The sequence below is a fragment of the Leptospira inadai serovar Lyme str. 10 genome (genome assembly GCF_000243675.2).
GTDB lineage: Bacteria > Spirochaetota > Leptospiria > Leptospirales > Leptospiraceae > Leptospira_B > Leptospira_B inadai.
Genome location: NZ_AHMM02000025.1, coordinates 54,434 through 69,394, shown reverse-complemented (window position 1 = coordinate 69,394; position 14,961 = coordinate 54,434). Strand labels below are relative to the sequence as shown.

Genomic DNA, 14,961 nt, shown 5'->3' with positions numbered 1-14,961 from the left:
CAGGTCTGTGGTAGTTTCCCTTACGTTGGAACAAAGGGAAAGTCCTTTTTTCGGGAGAAATTTCTCCTTAAAAGCTTTGCTTACGATCGGGAATTAACATGCTTCGACAAACCATGAATTTATTCTTTCGCGGGAAAGTCGATGCGGCTCCAAGTACGTTGACCCACCTTTATTTAAACGGTTTAGGCGGAACTTCTTGGGCAAATCTAGGTTACTGGAAAAATGCGTCGGATTATCCGACTGCTTGCTTCGATTTAGCGCTTCTGACAGGAAAGAAGGCCGAGCTTTCTTCTTCCGATCTTCTTTTGGATTTAGGATTCGGTTGCGGAGATCAACTTCTCGTTTGGAATCAGAAATTTCGCGTTTTGCCGGAACATATAACTGCAATTAATTCATCTATCGAACAATTTCAATTCGCTCAAAGGATGCTCGAGTCGAGAAATCTCGCCGTAGATCTTCGTCTCGAGAGTATCGAACTCTTGAATAAAATTCCTACCGCTAGCTACGATAAGATCGTTTGTTTGGATAGCGCATATTTCTTTCCCGATCGAGAGCGTTTTATGAAAGAAGCGTTTCGAATTCTCCGATCGAACGGAATCTTTACTTCCGCGGAAATCATCTTAAACGGCGAAACGTTAAATTGGTGGAACGAGACAATTCGTAAAATCGTTTGTTCAATGGCGGGAATTCCCTCTTCAAACAGGATGACTACGGAGACTTTAAGGAATCTGAATTCTTCGATCGGTTTTCGGGAAGCCTCCTTCGAATACATCGATGAGTTCGTTTTTAACGGGTTCGCGGAATTTATTCGAAAGAATTTACATTCGAAAAATTCTAGATTTCCTAAGCAAGCGGTTAAACGATATAACGATTTCGCCGACTTTCTCCGTTCGGATCGAAGACGAAAGTTTTTTCGATATGCGATCTATAGTTTGAAAAAGCGGTAGAGACCTAGGCCTTAATGATGGACGATTCGACCCAATTTTTTACGTCTAGCGCCGTGGACACTCCTGCTTCCAATAACGGAATCCCATACCGTGCATACGAACCGCAAAGCCAGACCTTTCTACCGGGCATTTCCTGCAGTTCTTTCAATTCCCGTATCATTTCCTTAGAAGCCAAATCGATGACCGGTCGCTCGAATTTGGAACGACTTAAAATCGAATCGGGTTGAGGTTCGATCAGTGGATTCCAAGTTTGGAATACTGGTGTACCTCCCATTTCCGGCAAAACCTTATTCAGTAAAATCGTCGCGGTGGCTCTCGAACCGTCCTTGGAAAGAGCGAAACACATCGGGGCCCAATGCTTTTTTTGCTTGGGCATAAATTTAGGATCGGAATGCGTTACGACTTCCGAAGACTCGTACTTGAACGACGAAAGTAATTCTTTTTCTCTCGAGTGTTCGTCGGGAAGCATGGACACCGCTCGATTTGCAGGAGCCGCAATCACGACTCGATCGAAATATTCTTCATGGTTATCGAATAGCAATCGAACCTTATTTCCGTTAAGAACGATTTGTTTCGGTTCGGAATTCAACAGTATTTTAGAAGCCCGTGAGGCTAAACGGTTCGTGATATCTCGAGTACCTTTTTCCGCAGTTAAAAATCGCAAAAATTTTAGGCCTTTGGAGTGATATCGAATCACGGCTTCTGCAGGGTAATTCTTAGCGCTTTCGGAAGTGCAAGTATTGATGGTCGAAAACATCGGTATTAAATATTGGTCTTCGAATTCTCGAGAATATCTAAACTTACGCAAAAAATCCGAAATCGTCAGCTGTTCTTCATTCAATGTTTCTAATTGATTTTCCGATTCCTCGTAAAATCGCATCGCATCCGAAAATATCTTCCTTGAATTGGAATTGGAAAAGCAGGCGATGTAAGGTATCGGAAAAAAATTCCCTCCCAATGCAAAGGTGGAGAATCCGAAATACGTGGTTCCGTCTCCGTAGTTTAAGGAAAACGAATAGTCTACGGGTCTAACGGCGATATCCGCCTCTTTGAATAAGTCCAAGAGACACGGATAATAATTTTTTTTAAAAGCTCGAAAGGGGACGTCGATTCTGATCGATTTACCGTTCCAGTCCAAATCGGTCCCGTGAGCATCCATTCCGACAAGTGCATGTCTTTCGATTAACGTAACTTCGTGCTCTTTTCCTAAATACCAACAAGCGCTAAGACCTGCTATTCCGCTTCCTATGATTGCAATTTTCATTCGTAATTCACTATCTCGACGGAAAATAGAAATTCAAGGTAAAAGCTAGGGATTCGGAAGAGGAACTACAAAAATAGGAATGAATTTTGGAGTTATTCTTCGATTTTAAGAACGGTTCTATTTTTTTAACGATCTCCAGTCCCGTTCCGAGTCCGGTTTACGAATTTGATTACGGTCGCCGGTCGAGGAAAAATCTCGGGAGAGAGTTTCATTTAAGTCGTTTAACAAAGTATAAATCTTTGAATTTCCGAATGCGTCGAATTACGGCGGGGAATATTACGAATTCATCGCCTACCTCCCGAAGTCGTTGGAAATTTTTTACTCGGTCGGAAGAGGCGATTCTAACCGATCGGTTTTAGTTGGCAAATTCGGCGGGTCTTGGAACTCTGGTATTATCCCCCTTGCTTCTTCGGAAGTTGCCTAAACGGATAGGTAGGTTTTATGATCAGCGTGTCAGGTCTTTCTCTAAATTTCGGTAAGAAGGTCCTCTTTGAAAATGTAACCTTGAAGTTCAAGGAGGGGTGTCGTTACGGATTGATCGGAGCTAACGGATCCGGTAAATCGACTTTTATGAAAATTTTAGCCGGCTTGGAGCAAGCGGCGGCAGGTTCGATTGCGATAGATGTCGGCGTTAAGGTCGGTTATCTTAAACAGGATCATTACGAATACGAAAACGAAACCGTGCTGAATACGGTCATGATGGGCAATAAGGAACTTTGGGAGATCGCTAAGGAACGAGACGAGATTTATTCCAAACCTGAAATGTCCGATGAAGATGGAATTCGAGTTTCCGAACTGGAAGAATCCTTCGGCGAAATGGGTGGATACGAAGCCGAAAGCGTCGCGGGGGAATTGCTCGAAGGCCTTGGAATTCCGACTAATATTCATAGCCAAACCCTTTCTTTCTTAACCGGAGGATTTAAACTTCGCGTCCTATTGGCACAAGTTCTATTCCAAAAACCTGATGTATTACTTTTGGACGAACCTACCAACCACTTGGATATCAAAACCATTCACTGGCTGGAATCTTTTCTTTTAAATTATAAGGGAGTCGTCGTGGTGATATCCCATGACCGTCACTTCATAAACTCGATCGCTACTCATATTGCGGATTTGGATTACCAGACCATGACGGTCTATCCGGGAAATTACGACGAATATATGGAAGCCGCTCAAGCCTCCCGTGAGAGAAGTGTTGCCGATAATAAACGCGCTAAGGAAAAAATCGCCGAGTTACAGGAATTCGTAAGCCGGTTCAGCGCCAACGCCGCTAAATCGAAGCAGGCCACTTCCCGTCAGAAGATGATCGAAAAAATCAAAGATAATATGGTGGAAATTCGTCCATCCTCAAGACAATTTCCTTACATCGTGTTTAAAATGAAACGTCCTCTCGGTAAGGATGTGATTATCGCGGATGAAGTTTCCAAGGGTTATGAAGACAGAGTCATATTTAAGAACTTTACCATTAATATTACGAAAGGCGAAAAGATCGCGATTATCGGCACCAACGGCGTAGGTAAAACGACGCTTCTTAAAACTTTAATGAAGGAAATCGAACCGGACTCGGGCACCGTCGTTTTTGGGGAATCGGTAGAAGCTTCCGTATTTCCGCAGGACCATCGCGAAGGAATCGGGCAGGATGCGGATACAATCGTAGAGTGGCTGTATCGGTACGCTCCTCCGGGAACCGAAATGGAAGAGATTCGAGCCATTTTAGGAAGAATGCTTTTTAGCGGAGAAATGGCAAAGAAGCCAACACAGGTTCTTTCCGGTGGAGAAAAGTCCAGAATTATTCTCGGTAGAATGATTCTGGCTCAGGACAATCTTCTCGCGCTGGACGAACCCACCAATCACCTCGACCTTGAATCCATCGAATCGTTGAACTACGCGTTGACCAAGTTCGAAGGGACCGTCTTATTCGTTTCCCATGACCGCGAATTCGTTTCTTCGATCGCGACTCGAGTATTGGAAGTGACTACCGAAGGTATCCGCGACTTTAAGGGAACGTACGAAGAATTTTTGGAACGAGAAGGTGTGGAGTTCTACAAACGACTCGCAGGTGGTCCGGTACTGGCGGAATCGAATTAATTTGCTAGGATTGGAGATTCGCTTTTAGGTAAGAGACTAGGCGATCCAAAGCGACTCTACGATGTGAAATCGTATTTTTCCTTTCTTCGCTTACTTGCGAAAAACGAACTTGGAACGGTGGAAAATAAAATACCGGATCGTAGCCGAACCCGAATCCGGTTCTATCATAGTCTTCCGCGATTTTACCTCTACATTCCCCTTCGAACGTCGATTCGGAGTCGCCGTCGACAAGAGCAATAACGCAGACATATTTCGCGTCTCTGTTTTCCTTGCCTTGCATTCTTTCCAAAAGGAGTCGGGCTCTTCCTTCATCGTCCAATCCTTCTCCTCCGAATCTTGCGGAATGGATTCCGGGTTCTCCGCTCAAAGCTTCGACGCAGATTCCCGAATCATCCGCTAAGGATGGAAGTCCGCTGAGGGAGTACAATTCTCTCGCTTTCAGTAAGGCGTTTTCTTGGAAGGTTGTCCCGGTCTCTTCCGGATCGCATTCGATGCCAAGCTCCCTAGGAGTCTTTAGCTCGATTCCTAGAGGGCTTAGTATGGACCGAATTTCTCGAATTTTATGAGCGTTATTGGATGCGATTACGAGGGATTTCAATTTCCCAATTTGAATTCATCAAAAGCGTCATCAATCGTAGGAACGACTTTAAACACTTTATCGAGCATCGTAATTTCAAAGAGTTGAAGCAGATCCTCATCGTTCACAACGATAATAATATCCCCTTCCGCAGAATTGAATTTTTTCTTGTAAGAAACTAAAATCCCGAGAGCGGTCGAACAGATATGACTCACTTCCGTAAGATCGATAATGACTTTAGGGGAAGGGTCGAAATTGTGATCGCTAAGGTTACGGTCCAATTCCTCGCTGTCCGATTGGAGGATGGATCCGGAGATCTTGATGATATGAATGTCGTCTTGAACCGTAATTTCCATGTGAGTACCGAAACCTTGTGTGCCGATTTGAATTTTTTATAGCAAGCAAAAAATCATGTTTTGCCGAGATTACCGTCTTTCTTTTGTTAGGGTAAGACTGAAAATCGAATTTTGCGGTGCTACTTCGGCAAAGTGCGACTAGAAATGGAAGCGAAACGGATTTCATCCGACATAAAAAATGCGGTTATCGGTCTTTTATGGATTTCTTTCATAAGCAAAGAAGATGATTGTCGATTTTCGAAACGACAAGCCTATTTATCGGGCACTCTTTGACAAATCCCTAAAGGGATGGATGTACGGAGTGCTCGTCGATAAATTTGTATACTTTAGGCAGTACGAATCCGTGAAATTCCCCGTTTAAACGTTCCTCTCCTCTACAATCGAAGTGGATCAAATCCACAAAAAGCTCTTTGGGATAACCGGCGCTAGGAAATGAAAAGAATTCCGCGTTCTTTCTACCTTTTAGTAAGGCTTGTACTTCCGCATAGATGGCTTTAGAATTTTTCGTATCCTCCATTTCCCGTATTCCGGGCATATACAGAAATCCGAAAAGAATTCCCTCTTTTTCGCAAAATTCGATCAATTCTATAAGTGAACTATAATCGTGAGGAGCGATTATAGTTTGAGAATCAATCGATTTTTGTAATATATGTTTCACATATTCTCTCGATTGAAAGGTTTGCAGCGGATTCATTCGATTGGAAATATTATATTTTCCGTAATATGTATCCAACCATTCCTGAATCCGGAAATTGTCCTGCAGCTGGGAAGCGGCCGGTAAGCATTGTCCGGCCTCGATCGCATCGCAGGAAGAGCAGGTTTTGATCCATTCCGCAGAGTCGCTCTCCGCCTTCCAATTGGAAAGCGTAAAGGCGTTTAGTACGGACTTTCTGAATTTATAGGTCGAGTAAAGAATCGGAGCCGCCTTGGACAGGATAAAAATCCGTTCCACGCCTTGAAATTGTCCGGCCAGCTCGGCAAACGAGAACTGATGGAGATATCTTTGTCCGAAAAAATCCCAGAGAAACGTGTCGGCGGCCTGAGGATCCAAAGGATCCAGCGTGGATATTATCGGCTGCTTAAAGAAATTGTTTTGCCAACCTTCGTTCCATCTACGATCGACGTACATAGATATGCTTTCATTCTTAACGGTTTTTTGACCGGAGGGGTCGTAAAGCGGGAATCCGTATCCTTGGGAATATAGAACATGACTTGCGGCAAACAAAAGTAATTTCGGTTTTTTGTTCCCGAACCGCAAATATTTTTCTATAAGAAATTTATAATATCGAGGACCCATCGCCGGAAGGCTATGGTTGTACACCGCATATTCTCCGTCTTTCCCCTTGGCGTTTCCGGATAAGGCCATACTCCTGGAATCTCCCAGGATGATAACCTCGGCCGTACCCGAGCCCGACTCGATCGAATTTCTCTTATAGTTTACGAAGAATGTTTCCGGTTCTTCCAGATAGTAGCTGGGAAGTATGCGAACGATTCCTTCTACTATGACGAAAAAAAGGATTGCGAGAAGTAGTCCGGTGAGTTTAGAACGCAAAGTAGATGACCTCCTTTCCGAATATTCCCTTGAGTATTATCGTTCCGAACAATAGAATAAAAACCAATGCCTGTAAAATCGGGCCTTTCTTTAAAAGGAAGTATCTGTCTTTTCGTGTATAAACGAAGTAATCGATAACTAAAAGCGGCAATGCGATTCGGAGCATCTCCCAGAAATAATGGCCTACGGATAATATTCCGTTCACTTGATCTGTGAGATTCCACGGTGAAAAAATTTGGGAATAAAGTAGGAGCATATGATTCGTATCGTAGGCTCGAAAACCGACTGCACTTAAGGCGAATAGTAAGAAAGTAAGCAGACGGCTGCCGATTGCGATCGGAATTCGGATCCAAACCGGTTTTTCGGGAGCATCCGCAGTCGGAGGAAAATTCCATAAAATGCTCATGTAGATTACGGTAAATATACCGTTTAAGAGCCCCCAGGTGATGAACGTCCAGTTGGCGCCGTGCCAAAGACCTGAAAGACCGAATACGAGAAGTATATTACGAATTTGTTTTGTTCTGGTCGTGCGGCTTCCGCCTAATGGAAAATACACGTATTCTCGAAACCACCGATTTAAGGTTACGTGCCATCGAGTCCATAACTCTATCGGAGTCGCGGAATATTCCGGAGTCTCGAAATTGACCGTCAGTTGGACTCCCAGAAAACGGGATACTCCCAGTGCGATAAAAGAATACCCGGCAAAGTCGCAATAAATCTGTATTAGAAAACCCAAGGTGGCCGAGAGAACCTGGCCTCCACCCATTCCCAGGGCGTGGTCCGTGTGGGCTAGGTAAGCTTCTTTGTTCGGAAAGTAAACCTGATCGACGAGAGGTCCTAAATTATCCGCGACATAGACTTTCAAAAAATAACCGAGAAGGATATCCCAAACCCCTTCCAATAAAATCGCAGAGTTTGGAAATTTAGGTTTCTTTAATTGAGGAATCAGATCTCCGGCGCGTTCGATCGGTCCGGCGACAAGTTGAGGGAAGTAAGTGACGAATAACGCGAAATCAAAAAAGTCCTTTTCGACGGGGATTTGACCTCTATACACGTCGATCGTATACGACATGGTTTGGAAAGTGTAAAAACTGATTCCTACCGGTAATACGATGGATCGCAATAATAACGAATGACTTCCCCCGACAGCCCCCCATCCTAAAAGACCCGACAAAGCGTTCCATTCGTAGATGAAGCTATCCGCAAAAAAGTTGAAATACTTCATCGTGAATAGGATGCCTAAATTGGAAAGAATCGAGAACCAAAGAAAAATCCTTTTTTGGGTTTGATTCCGAGCGCCGTTAATTCCGAGTGCCGCGGAATAATCCACGAAGGTGCTTACTATGATAAGAGTAAGAAATATCCAGTCCCACCAGCCGTAAAAAAAATAAGACGCGGCTAGTAACCAGAGATTTTGTCCTCTCGCAGCCAAAGGGTATCTTTTGGCAAAATTACCTAAGACCAAAAAGATTGCATAAACGACTAGAAAAAAGAGTAAAAATACGAATGTGTTGAAAAGCATCGGGATGAAGTCGAGTCATCGACAGTTTTGCGGGCGAATTCAATAGGTCAACTTCATTGGTACTATTTAGGAACCAAAAAATCCCGTCCGGAATTTGCCTTAAGCACTTGTTTTTCACTTATATTGGAGTTTCTTCACCTCTTTTGTGCGTTTAGGATTAAAGATAGTTCATAACCGGCTTTAGAATAAATTTTGCGAATTATGCTAAACGAATCGCATTTTATGCCCGCCGAGTCGATAATCGAATCCGATGGAAACAAATTATTCTTTAATCGAAAATTCGATTCCATTATCTGATTTTTCCGGGCGAATTTTTTCATCTAATTGGCTGAGCATCTCGTAAGAATGAATTCTATTTTTTTAAACTTTTATGCCTTCGGTTCCATTCTAGCGGCCTTCTTCTGTTTGTACGTAGCCTTTTTCTTTCTTACGATTAAGGACGGAAGCAGAGCGGCTTTTCATCTAGGCCTATGCTGCCTATCCTCGTTTTTTCATCACATAGGTTATATTTGGGGTTTTATTTCCTATGACGAAAGCACGATTTTTCATCGATGGATTGTCGTCGCCGGTCCCTTACTCAGTTTTACCCAACTTGTCGCCTTCTTTATCTATTTTCCTGCGCCCCGATCCAGGGGATTGAAAATAGGTTTAAGCTTTTATGCATTACTTCATTTGGGCGTATTAGCCGTAACCGCTTGGTATGTCACGATATCGCTGGGAGCCTCTCGCACTTTCGTTGCGGGGAGTCATTACTGGGATTTTGAAACACACGGGTTTTATAAATATTTTTCGATCATCATCCTGTTTTACGATGTCTCCTACCTAGTGATCGCTCTCTGGAAAGCCGTCGTCGAAAAAGGGAAGGAAAGGCGATCGGTAATATACATTCTGTTAGGTTATATCGTAATCACGGTCGTACCGGGAATATTGAACGCGATGAGCCGTGACGGTTCCGTTTCGAGAGCCGCTTATCAACAATCCTTCGATGCGGGCATGGTAATCGGAATGTTCTTGATCCTTATCGTGTACGTAAACGCCACTAAGGAACGAACCACGATTTTGAGCAGGATCGTAGGAATTTCTTTAGCTACTTTCGCCGTCTGTTATCTGTTGCTCGGTTATTCCATTTTAGAAGGATACGAAGAAACATACGACGAGAGTAAAAATAAAGATACCGTTTTAGCGGTGATGAATAACCGATCTCCTCAGGGACTGGCGTATATTCTTTCCTTCGATCCCGATTCCGAAAAATTCGAAATTGAAAAAGGATCGAAGGATCCCCGATTTAACTCGGAGGATAACCTTGAGACCAAATTTTTCGGAATTCGAAATCGGTTGATAAGCGTCGGCCCGGGTTCCTCTTTGGAAAGATCCGTTCGAATCGATTCCGTATTAAAATCATCCCCACGAGAATTTTTCGCATATGCCGAAGGATTACGTGCATTTCTAAAATCGAAGCAAGATGTTTCCGATGCCGATATCGCGACCTATTTTCACGTCACGAACGGGAAACTGAATATCATAAGAAGTAAATTTTCGCATCTTGCGGATCGCAGAGACTCTCATTCGATCCGAAAATTATTTTCCTCCGAAACGATCGGGGTTTCGGAAACACTAACGGTAGTGCGCGACAAGGCCTTGGCGGCGATAAAGGAAGGGAAGAGTGAAGCGGAAATTTCTAAAATCGTATTGTCGCTTCTCTCTCCGATTTATGAGGAGGGTAAACGAGTTTACCGAGGAACTCGTTTATTCAAACCGGAAGATCCTAAGCCACAATTTTATCTGGCCTACTATTTCTCGAATCCAAGAAACGGCAAGATCTACGAGGTAGGCTACGACTATCGGGATTATAGGGAGTTCCAAAACAAGCCTGCGACGGTTTTAGTGATTTCGCTAGTAGGAATGGTACTTGTAGTCGTTGTCGGATTTCAGTTTTTCTTCCGGAATGCGCTCGTTCTGCCATTGGACGAGATCGTGACGGGTCTTAGGGAAGTTAATTCAGGAAACTTAAATTATCGGCTGGCTCCCCGAGTGGAGGACGAAATCGGCTTTATGGCCAGATCGTTCAATCGAATGGCTAGAAGCATTCAAGCGGGTAGAAAACGCTTGGAACAATACGCGGATGAATTGGAAGAAAAAGTGAAGGAGCGGACTAGCGAATTGGAACAAACCTTGGGAGAGGTGCGTGAATTAAAGCAGCAACAGGACGGAGATTACTTCTTAACGTCCCTTTTGATCAAACCTCTCGGATCGAATAAGGCGGTTTCCGAGAATGTGAGAGTGGATTTCTTCGTTGAGCAAAAGAAAAAATTCACATTTAGACGATTCGAAGATGAAATAGGCGGAGATTTGAATATCTCGAATCATATTCGATTGCGCGATCGATCCTACACGATTTTTTTAAATGCCGACGCGATGGGAAAATCCATGCAAGGAGCCGGGGGCGCTCTCGTTTTGGGTGCGGTTTGCGAGTCGATCATAGAAAGAACTAGGATGGCGGCTTCTATGAGGGAGCAATCTCCGGAACGTTGGTTGAAGAACGCATTTACGGAATTGCATAAGGTGTTCGAAAGTTTTGACGGGTCCATGCTGGTATCCACGGTATTAGGACTCATCGACGACGAGTCCGGTGTATTATATTATATTAATGCGGAACATCCATGGACCGTACTATACCGGGACGGTATTGCGAGTTTTATCGAAGATGATTTGATGTTTAGAAAATTGGGTACCACCGGGCTCGACGGCCGAATATATGTGAAGACTTTCCAACTGGAACCGGGAGACGTAATTATCGCCGGTTCGGACGGTAGGGACGATCTTCTTATCGGCACCGAACAGGACGGGTCAAGAATCATCAACGACGACGAATTGCTATTTCTTAGGAAAGTTGAAAAGGGAAAAGGGGATCTCAAATCCATCTATCATGCAATCACTTCACACGGAGTATTAACGGACGATCTGTCGATGATTCGGTTATCGTTTAAGGAAGACGATCGGAATAGTAAAGATGATGAAAAAGATCGGCGAGAGAAGGTTCTGGAATTTTTACGACAGGCAAGGGAAAGGGCCAATAATAAGGATATAAAGGAAGCGTTATCCTTTTTAGAAGAAGCGGAAATGATCGATAGTCGCATTCCCGAAGTAAAAAAGAATTTCGTGCGATTGTTTATAAAAATGAAGAATTATCCGAAAGCGGTCATTTACGCGGAAGATTATCTAAATATAAAACCGGTCGATAAGGAAATACTGTATGTTGCATCCTTTGCCGCTAGAAAGGCCGGGGATTTGGGAAAAGCTCAGGATTTCGGGGAGAGATTATATCTAAGAGAACCGGAACATCTTAAAAATTTAATCAATTTGGCCCAAACCTATATTGCCCTTAAAAACTATGAAAGGGCAGTAAAAATGATTGTCGCAGCGCAAATTTTGGACCCGGAAAGCGAAATCATATTAAGAATCAGAGATGTGCTAAACGGTTTATCGGGAAAACATAAAGTGGAAGATCTAGAAAGTTAATGCTTTAGGAATGTACTACGGTCCGATTTGGCCACCTCGATAGGAATGAAACGGATTATTCCTATGTCGCATTAGAGTTTCGAAAGATCTTTCGTGTAGTCACATAATTATTGACTACAAACCGATAAAAGCTATGAAGAATATTAGGCTTCTCTATACTCGATCCGAGTCAAGATTGTTATTTTGACCGTTCTCGTCGCAAAAAACATCGATTCTAACGAGTTTTGAAGAATATGATTGAATATTGAAGCTTCTCAGGTAAGATACTTCGTTACTCAATTATGTATGTTTGATACAGCTTATTCGAGAAAGTTAATCATCGGTTTTTCTTTAGCTGCCTTGCTGATCGTTGCGTTCGGCGCGCGAATCGCAACCGAATTCCCGTTGTTCGTATTATTAGATTTGAAAATGCCTAAAGTCGAAGGACTGGAAGTGCTCCGAACCGTGAAGGGCGACGATAGTTTAAAAATGATTCCCGTGGTAATGCTTACATCCTCGTCCGAAGAACGGGATATAGTAGAAAGTTATAAATTAGACGTAAATAGTTATATGGTTAAGCCGGTTGAATTCGAAAAGCTTGCGATCACCGTTGCGGAAATAGGACAATATTGGTGCATATTAAATAAATCGGTCCCTTAACATGAAGCCATTGAAATTTTTATTTTTAGAAGACTCTCCCACGGACTTAGAGCTCATTCAACGAGAGCTGAAAAAAGGCGGAATAGAATATGTTTCGGTGCACGTTCAGGATAGAGAGACGTATTTAAGGGCGATCTTCGAAGAGAAACCCGATTTTATTTTTTCGGATTTTTCTCTTCCTGATTTTGACGGTCTATCCGCCTTGTCTCTCGCCAAGGAATCCTGTCCTACGACGCCTTTTATATTCGTTTCGGGGACATACGGCGAGGAGGCAGCTATCCAAACCCTTACAAGGGGAGCGACGGATTACGTATTGAAAGATCGTCTCGTAAAACTAGTGCCTGCGTTTCGTAGGGCTCTGAGAGAACGGGACGAATGCAAAGCTCGGCTTCAGGCGGAGAAGGATAAATACGATATAGAAGAGCAGCTGCGTCAAAGCCAGAAACTCGAAGCCATGGGCTTTCTCGCCGGGGCAATGGCCCATGAAATAAATAATCCAATTATGACAATTATAGAATATTCTAAACTTCTGGAATCCGGAGAAAACGACCCGGAAAAAGTCAAACGAATCGCTTCGAAGATTCATAATGAAGCGGAACGGATTTCGGTGATGGTCAAGGACTTGCTTCGATTTGCCCGCAAGGAAAAAAGCCAGTACGAAAAAATCGACATAAGGAATACTCTGATTAAAATGCAATCCATCGTCGAGCAGCGAATTAAAATGAGCAGCATCACCTTGAACTTGGATATCTCCGAGGAGGTTTTTCCCGTCGTATGCAAAGAGGGTCAGATTCTACAAGTGCTTCTGAACCTTGTGAATAATTCGGTGGATTCCTTGAATCAGCGTAAGGAAGAATACTATGAAGATAAGAGAGTGACTTTGTCGGTCAAAATGGTCGATCTCGGGAATAAGCCCTTGGTTAGGATCACTGTCGAAGATACCGGTTTAGGTATTCCCCCCGAACTCGGCAGGTCCGTTTTTAATACTTTTTTTACGACCAAGGACGCCGACAAAGGAACGGGCCTGGGATTATCCGTTAGTTTAAGCATCGTAAAAGAACATGGAGGGTATCTTTCGTTTGAAAGCGTTCCCGGCGAATACACGAGATTCTTTTTGGATTTGCCCGTATCCTCCTAAATTCTCGCAAAATTATAATGGATCTTTGCTTGGATTCTGTATCTAATTACCGGACGGAAAAAGTATGCCGGCAGACGATTTATACAAACCAACAAGTCCCAGTTTCCAGCTCAGTAAAAAGGCCGTTCACATAGCCAAAGACGTTTCCGTCGGAACGTTAGAAGGAGTGCGTTCCATTCTAGCTAGATCTTTCGAATGGACTTCCGGTCGTTTGGCTGAGATTTCCGGCGCGCCTTTGATCGAAAATTCCGAGCTCGCTTCGTTTTTGAAAAGGACCGGGACATCGCTGCAGCAAGCTGCCGAAAAGACCGAAGAGGGTCTTACGAGAGCGCTGGAATCCACCGCGACTGCGATGCAAAAGGCCTTGGAATCCTTGGATGCGGCCGATTCCGTCGTTAAGAAGACCTTGTTCGAAAATATTCCGATCTCCAGTATCGTGGGAGATTCGTTTGCCGATTTTCTGGCAACCTCTTTGATCCGCCCTTCGTTTCGGCTAAATGGTTTGGATGTCGGCGCTCACGAAGTGGTTCAAGATTGGAAAAAGTCGGGATTGCAGAACGTCATAATCTGTGTTCCGGGGTTATTCTGCGACGAAGGATTGTGGAATGCGAAAGGGGAGGTCACTCCATCTGCGGTTATGGTTCGGGAAGGATATTATCCTATTTACGTACGTTTTAATCCCGGCGCTCATATTTCCGAAAATGGAACCGCCTTGCTGGCGTTAGTCGAAGAGCTACTATCGTTTCCGGAATTCGCGGATCGAAAGCTCGATTTTATTTCCTTCAGTCAGGGGGGGCTCGTTTTCAGAAGCGCATTATTCTTGGCCGGGCAGAAGGGTTTTCTCTTATCGAATCGGATTCGACACGCCTTATTGATCAGCTCTCCGGATGGCGGATCTTATATTGAAAAGATCGGCTTTTGGCTGGGTCTAGGGGCGGAATCCTTGCCGATATTTCCGGTAAATCTGATCGGATTTATCGGAAACCAAAGAAGCGATGCCATGAAAGATTTATCGCATGGAATTATCCGGGAGCAGGACTGGAAAGAACCGAATCAGATTTCAAGATACAAACAGGAACTGTACTTTAACGAACTGGATGACGTGAATGCAACTCAGGTATATAGCTTAGTTACCGGGGAAGAAGGCAATTGGTCCGACTGGATCGGAGACGGTATCGTCGAGAAGCCTAGCTTGGTTTATTTGTCGGAGAGAGTCTATCGGAAGAAGCCCAACCCTGAGACTAGAGTTTGGAAACTAACCGGTTTATCTCATTACCAAATTATGACTTCCCCAGCTTTAAAAGAGATCCTAATTCAAGTCTTGCAATGAGAGAAGGTCTTAAATTTATAGCGATCGTT

At 43.7% G+C, this 14,961-nt stretch carries 12 protein-coding genes; 6 read left to right on the top strand and 6 right to left on the bottom strand.

Annotation, left to right across the window (positions count from 1 at the left end; all coding sequences use genetic code 11):
- Window positions 1-98: 98 nt before the first annotated feature.
- A complete protein-coding gene (locus tag LEP1GSC047_RS16080; RefSeq protein ID WP_010417427.1) occupies window positions 99-947 on the top strand; it encodes a class I SAM-dependent methyltransferase in 849 nt (282 codons plus the stop codon).
- A 4-nt stretch (window positions 948-951) separates the two neighbouring features.
- Here the strand turns inward: LEP1GSC047_RS16080 and LEP1GSC047_RS16075 are convergent, their stop codons facing one another.
- Window positions 952-2,211: an FAD-dependent oxidoreductase gene (locus LEP1GSC047_RS16075; RefSeq protein ID WP_010417430.1), complete on the bottom strand. Its 1,260-nt coding sequence runs from the start codon at window positions 2,209-2,211 to the stop codon at window positions 952-954.
- A gap of 441 nt (window positions 2,212-2,652) precedes the next feature.
- Here LEP1GSC047_RS16075 and LEP1GSC047_RS16065 point away from each other — a divergent pair, with 441 nt between their 5' ends.
- Window positions 2,653-4,299 carry an ATP-binding cassette domain-containing protein gene (locus LEP1GSC047_RS16065; protein WP_010417435.1) on the top strand — a complete coding sequence of 549 codons (1,647 nt, stop codon included), beginning with the start codon at window positions 2,653-2,655 and terminating at the stop codon, window positions 4,297-4,299.
- A 4-nt stretch (window positions 4,300-4,303) separates the two neighbouring features.
- On the opposite strand, the gene rdgB is transcribed toward LEP1GSC047_RS16065, so the two are convergent.
- From rdgB to LEP1GSC047_RS16040, 5 genes are all read right to left on the bottom strand, one after another.
- A complete protein-coding gene (rdgB, locus tag LEP1GSC047_RS16060) occupies window positions 4,304-4,897 on the bottom strand; it encodes an RdgB/HAM1 family non-canonical purine NTP pyrophosphatase (protein ID WP_010417438.1) in 594 nt (197 codons plus the stop codon).
- Window positions 4,894-5,232, bottom strand: coding sequence for an STAS domain-containing protein (locus LEP1GSC047_RS16055; RefSeq protein WP_010417441.1), 339 nt, complete (start codon window positions 5,230-5,232; stop codon window positions 4,894-4,896). The genes rdgB and LEP1GSC047_RS16055 overlap by 4 nt, the downstream gene beginning before the upstream one ends.
- Window positions 5,233-5,512: 280 nt before the next feature.
- On the bottom strand, window positions 5,513-6,784 hold the full coding sequence (locus LEP1GSC047_RS16050) for a hypothetical protein (protein ID WP_010417444.1): 1,272 nt from the start codon (window positions 6,782-6,784) through the stop codon (window positions 5,513-5,515).
- Window positions 6,774-8,306, bottom strand: coding sequence for an MBOAT family O-acyltransferase (locus LEP1GSC047_RS16045; protein WP_010417447.1), 1,533 nt, complete (start codon window positions 8,304-8,306; stop codon window positions 6,774-6,776). Before LEP1GSC047_RS16045 ends, LEP1GSC047_RS16050 begins: the two co-directional genes overlap by 11 nt.
- A 134-nt stretch (window positions 8,307-8,440) precedes the next feature.
- On the bottom strand, window positions 8,441-8,596 hold the full coding sequence (locus LEP1GSC047_RS16040; RefSeq protein ID WP_020989011.1) for a hypothetical protein: 156 nt from the start codon (window positions 8,594-8,596) through the stop codon (window positions 8,441-8,443).
- A gap of 55 nt (window positions 8,597-8,651) precedes the next feature.
- On the opposite strand from LEP1GSC047_RS16040, the gene LEP1GSC047_RS16035 reads away from it, so the two are divergent.
- The 4 genes from LEP1GSC047_RS16035 (at window position 8,652) to LEP1GSC047_RS16020 (ending at window position 14,932) form a co-directional block, all read left to right on the top strand.
- Window positions 8,652-11,825, top strand: coding sequence for a SpoIIE family protein phosphatase (locus LEP1GSC047_RS16035; RefSeq protein WP_010417452.1), 3,174 nt, complete (start codon window positions 8,652-8,654; stop codon window positions 11,823-11,825).
- 285 nt (window positions 11,826-12,110) lie between these two features.
- Entirely contained in the window at window positions 12,111-12,464 is a 354-nt protein-coding gene (locus tag LEP1GSC047_RS16030) for a response regulator (RefSeq protein WP_010417454.1), read from the top strand.
- A gap of 1 nt (window position 12,465) precedes the next feature.
- Entirely contained in the window at window positions 12,466-13,602 is a 1,137-nt protein-coding gene (lvrB, locus tag LEP1GSC047_RS16025; protein ID WP_010417457.1) for a hybrid histidine kinase/response regulator LvrB, read from the top strand.
- Between the two features lie 64 nt (window positions 13,603-13,666).
- Entirely contained in the window at window positions 13,667-14,932 is a 1,266-nt protein-coding gene (locus tag LEP1GSC047_RS16020; protein ID WP_010417459.1) for a lipase family protein, read from the top strand.
- The last annotated feature ends 29 nt before the right edge of the window (window positions 14,933-14,961 follow it).

Bases quoted from the DNA above. Each gene is read 5' to 3' on its own strand.
- LEP1GSC047_RS16080 (WP_010417427.1), top strand. From the start codon at position 99: ATGCTTCGACAAACCATGAATTTATTCTTTCGCGGGAAAGTCGATGCG.
- LEP1GSC047_RS16075 (WP_010417430.1), bottom strand. From the start codon at position 2,211: ATGAAAATTGCAATCATAGGAAGCGGAATAGCAGGTCTTAGCGCTTGT.
- LEP1GSC047_RS16065 (WP_010417435.1), top strand. From the start codon at position 2,653: ATGATCAGCGTGTCAGGTCTTTCTCTAAATTTCGGTAAGAAGGTCCTC.
- LEP1GSC047_RS16055 (WP_010417441.1), bottom strand. From the start codon at position 5,232: ATGGAAATTACGGTTCAAGACGACATTCATATCATCAAGATCTCCGGA.
- LEP1GSC047_RS16045 (WP_010417447.1), bottom strand. From the start codon at position 8,306: ATGCTTTTCAACACATTCGTATTTTTACTCTTTTTTCTAGTCGTTTAT.
- LEP1GSC047_RS16040 (WP_020989011.1), bottom strand. From the start codon at position 8,596: ATGGAATCGAATTTTCGATTAAAGAATAATTTGTTTCCATCGGATTCG.
- LEP1GSC047_RS16035 (WP_010417452.1), top strand. From the start codon at position 8,652: ATGAATTCTATTTTTTTAAACTTTTATGCCTTCGGTTCCATTCTAGCG.
- LEP1GSC047_RS16030 (WP_010417454.1), top strand. From the start codon at position 12,111: ATGTTTGATACAGCTTATTCGAGAAAGTTAATCATCGGTTTTTCTTTA.
- lvrB (WP_010417457.1), top strand. From the start codon at position 12,466: ATGAAGCCATTGAAATTTTTATTTTTAGAAGACTCTCCCACGGACTTA.
- LEP1GSC047_RS16020 (WP_010417459.1), top strand. From the start codon at position 13,667: ATGCCGGCAGACGATTTATACAAACCAACAAGTCCCAGTTTCCAGCTC.